Here is a 4223-nt window from a genome sequence, read left to right on the forward strand (position 1 = left end):
GGAGCGGGATGAAGGAGGTCTGGGCGGCGGCGTTGTTGGCCGATTCCGGCGCCGCGACGCCCTCGATGGCGCCCTTGCCGAACCGTCCGGGGTCCTTCGCCAGCTTCTTCTCGAGCCCGTAGGCGGCGAAGGCGGCGAGCGACGCGCCGCCGCCCGGCAACACGCCCAGGAACGAACCCAGCAGCGTGCCGCGCAGCGCCGCCGGACCGGCCTGCCGGAACTCCGCGCGCGACAGCCACAGGCGGCTGATCGCCGAGATGCGGGCGCTGCGCCAGTCCGAGGTCTCGAGATTGCGGATCACCTCCGATACGCCGAAGAGCCCGAGCACCACCGGAACGAAGCCGATCCCGTCGGAAAGTTCCTGGATGTCGAAGGCGTAGCGCAGTTCGCCGGAGTTGACGTCGGTGCCGACCAGGCCGATCGCCAGGCCGACGAAGATCATCGCCACCGCCTTGGCGACCGAGCCGTGCGCCAGCACCACCGAGGCGATCAGCCCCAGCACCATCAGCGAGAAATACTCCGCCGACGAGAAGCTGAGCGCGACCGAGGTCAGGATCGGGCCGGCGACGGCGATGAAGAGCGTCGCCACGGTGCCGGCGAAGAACGAGCCGAGCGCGGCCGTCGCCAGCGCCGCCCCGCCCCGCCCCTGCTGCGCCATGGCGTAGCCGTCGAGCGTGGTCACGACCGAGGAGGTTTCCCCCGGCAGCTTGATGAGGATGGCGGTCGTCGAGCCGCCGTACTGGGCGCCGTAGAAGATGCCCGCCAGCATGATGACGGCGGAGGTCGCCGGCAGGCCGAAGGTGATCGGCAACAAGAGGGCGATGGTGGCGACCGGGCCGACGCCGGGCAGCACGCCGATCAGCGTGCCGAGCAGCGCACCGACGAAGCAGAAGCCGATGTTGGCCGGCTCGAGGGCGACGCCCAGCCCGAACCAGAGGCCGCCTAGAACGTCCATGGCCACACCCGCATCGAGACGCCGAGCCCCCAGACGAAGATCGCCAGCGAGAAGAGCGCGAGGCCCACGGCCAGGGCGACCACGCGGAGGAACTGTCCGACATGGCCGGCGAGGCTCGCCACCAGCACCAGCAGGATGGTCGCCGCGACCAGTCCGAGCCGCTCGATCGTCAGCGCGAAGACGGCGAGCGCGGCCAGGATCCAGACCATGGCGACGATCGCCATGCGCTCGACCGGCGGGCCCGGCCGGACGAGGCCGATCGCCGTCACGATGCCGCCCATCGCCGTCAGGCCGCCGAAGACCAGCATCGGCATGTAGCCCGGGCCCATGCGGGCCGCCTGGCCGATGCGGTACTCGTTGAACCAGAGCCCGAGGAGCCCCAGCGTCGCGAACAGCACGCCCGCCAGCACGTCGCGCGACGTGAGCCGCGCGCGGAGCGGGTCGACCGGCCCCGGATCGGAAACCTCTGCACTCATGGCCGGCTCGGCCCCCTCGCCCGCGTCGTCTCCCCCGAGCGGCGCTTCTACTCGCTCAGGCCCGCGAGCGGAAGGGCCGGACCGGAACGACCGCACGCGGAACGACCGCAGCCGGCGCGCCCACGCCCGGCGCGGCCGGCCGTGGCCGTCATCGGCCGCCGGCGTCGTCGAGGCGCACCGCCAGCAGGCGAAGCGCGTTCAGCGTCACCAGCACGGTGGCCCCGGTGTCGGCCAGGACGGCGATCCACATGCCGGTGAGACCGAACACGGTGGTGACGAGGAAGACGGCCTTCGATCCGAGCGCGAGCGCGACGTTGGCGCGGACATTCGCCATCGTCGCCCGCGACAGCCGCACGAGTTCCGCCATGCCGCCGACGCGGTTGTGCAGGAGCGCCGCATCGGCGGCCTCGATGGCGATGTCGGTGCCCGCACCCATGGCGATCCCGACATCGGCCGCCGCCAGCGCCGGGGCATCGTTGATCCCGTCGCCGATCTTGCCGACGGGTCCCCCGCCCGCCCGCAGTTCGGCGACGATCCGCGCCTTGTCCTCGGGCAGGAGCTCGGCATGGACCGGAATGTCGAGATCGCGCCCGATCGCGGCCGCCGTCCGGGCATTGTCGCCGGTCAGCATGACGGGGCGGATGCCGAGGCGCCGGATGCGGGCGAGCCCCTCCCGGGCGTCGGACCGCGGCTCGTCGCGCACGGCGATGAGACCGAGCGGCCCCGCGGGCGCGGCGAGCACCGCCACGGTCTTGCCCTGCTCCTCCATCGCGCGGACGGCGGCACGGGACGGTGCGTCCAGAAGGCCATCGGCCGTCCGCGGGTCCGAGAGGGTCAGGGCCCGGCCCGCGATCGTGCCGTGCAGTCCGCGCCCCGCGATCGCCGTCACGCCGACGGCCGCCGCCGGCTGCACGCCTTGCGCCTCGGCGTGCCGGAGGACGGCGCGTGCGATCGGGTGGCCCGATCCGGATTCGAGGCCGGCGGCGAGCCGGAGCACCTCCACCTCGGTCCCGGCGAGCGCGACGACGTCGGTGACGACGGGCCGGCCCTCGGTCAGCGTGCCGGTCTTGTCGAAGGCGATGGTGCGGAGCCGGCCGATCGTCTCCAGCACCGCGCCGCCCTTGATGAGGAGGCCGCGCCGCGCCCCCGCCGACAGGCCGGCAGCCACGGCGGCCGGCGTCGAGATGACGAGGGCGCAGGGACAGGCGATGAGGAGGAGCGCCAGCGCGCGATAGATCCAGACCTCCCAGGGCTGGCCCGCCGCCAGCGGCGGCACGGTCGCGACCAGGACGGCGACGGCGACGATCGCCGGCATGTAGATCCGCGAGAAGCGGTCGATGAAGCGCTGCACGGGCGCCTTCGCCGCCTGCGCCTCCCCCACCAGCCGGACGATACGGGCGATGGTGTTGTCGGCCGCCGCCCGGGTGACGGCGACGTGCAGCGCCGCCGTCCGGTTGACCGTGCCGGCGGCGACCGGGTCGCCCGTGTCCCGGAAGCGCGGCACCGACTCGCCGTTGACTGGCGATTCGTCGATGTCGGAGCTGCCGGCGACGATGCGTCCGTCGCAGGGAATGCGGTCGCCGGGGCGCACCAGCACGACCTGGCCGGGGACCAGCGACCCGGCCGGCACCTCGCGGGTGCGGCCATCCGCGACCAGTTGCGCCGTCTTCGGCGTCAGGTCGGCCAGCGCCGCGATGCTCCGCCGCGCCTGCTGCGCCGCCACCCCTTCCAGCAGTTCGCCGACGGCGAAGAGGAAGACGACGACCGCCGCCTCCTCCGCGGCGCCGATCGCGAGCGCGCCGGCGGCCGCCACCGTCATCAGCATCTCGATGGTGAAGACCTGTCCCAGGAACGCCGCCCCGATGGCGCGCCGGGCGACCGGCACCAGCGCCACCAGAGTGGCCGCGACGAACGGCCAGGGGGCCAGCGCCGGCGCGGCGAGATCGAGGACGACCGCCGCCGCCAGCAGGGCCCCGGAGGCGAGGACGAGGCGGCCCCGCCCGGTCCGCCACCACGGCCGGCCATGGTCCGCCGGATCGTCGCCATGTTCGTGGCCGTGCGCGTGATCGTGGGCGTGGCCGTGCCCGGCCGCCGGCGGTCCACCCTCCGACGACACGCCGTAGCCGAGGGCACGGATCGTCCGCTCGACCGCCTCCCGGTCGGGCGGCGCGGCGCCGGGCGTCACCCGCACCCGTCCGCCCCCGACATCGACCGCGACGGCGGCGACGCCGGGCAGGCGGCCCAGCGCCGTCTCGATCTTGCGGGCACAGCTCGGGCAGTCCATGCCTTCGACGGCGAGACGCAGATCTTCCCGGGCGGCGGTCGGTGCGGTCATCGGTCGGTGTCCTCTCGGGTCCGACCGGGAATATGGATCCTCCAACGACTGGAGGTTCAAGGGGGATTCGCCGGCGCCGCGGCCGGCCTCCCCGCCCCCTACTCCGCCGCGACCTTGACTGCCGGCGGCACCTTCTCGCGCATCGTCACGAACTCCTCGGCCGCCGTCGGGTGGATGCCGATGGTGCGGTCGAAATGCGCCTTGGTGGCGCCGGCGGTGATGGCGATGGCGAGGCCCTGGATGATCTCCGGCGCGTCGGCGCCGACCATGTGGGCGCCGAGCACCCGGTCGCTGCGGGCGTCGACCACGAGCTTCATCATGGTCCGTTCCTCGCGGCCGGAGAGGGTGTGCTTCATCGGCCGGAAGCGGGTGCGGTAGATGTCGACCTCGGGGAACTCGGCGCGCGCGCGGGCCTCGGTCAGGCCGACGGCGGCGAGCGGCGGCTGGCCGAAGACGG

Annotated in this window: 3 protein-coding genes and 1 pseudogene; all 4 read right to left on the reverse strand. The window is 73.9% G+C overall.

Annotated features, from left to right (window positions below; all coding sequences use genetic code 11):
• Positions 1-955, reverse strand: a 955-nt coding sequence (locus ACE3Q3_RS23175) for a tripartite tricarboxylate transporter permease (protein ID WP_374450029.1), incomplete at its 3' end; no start/stop codon positions are given.
• A complete protein-coding gene (locus ACE3Q3_RS23180) occupies positions 943-1431 on the reverse strand; it encodes a tripartite tricarboxylate transporter TctB family protein (RefSeq protein ID WP_374450031.1) in 489 nt (162 codons plus the stop codon). The genes ACE3Q3_RS23180 and ACE3Q3_RS23175, both read right to left, overlap by 13 nt.
• A 148-nt stretch (positions 1432-1579) precedes the next feature.
• On the reverse strand, positions 1580-3766 hold the full coding sequence (locus tag ACE3Q3_RS23185; RefSeq protein WP_374450033.1) for a heavy metal translocating P-type ATPase: 2187 nt from the start codon (positions 3764-3766) through the stop codon (positions 1580-1582).
• 98 nt (positions 3767-3864) lie between these two features.
• Positions 3865-4223 (reverse strand): annotated as a pseudogene (locus ACE3Q3_RS23190) (glutathione-disulfide reductase); the annotation flags it as partial.

This window comes from Allostella sp., assembly GCF_041913585.1.
Lineage (GTDB): Bacteria > Pseudomonadota > Alphaproteobacteria > ATCC43930 > Allostellaceae > Allostella.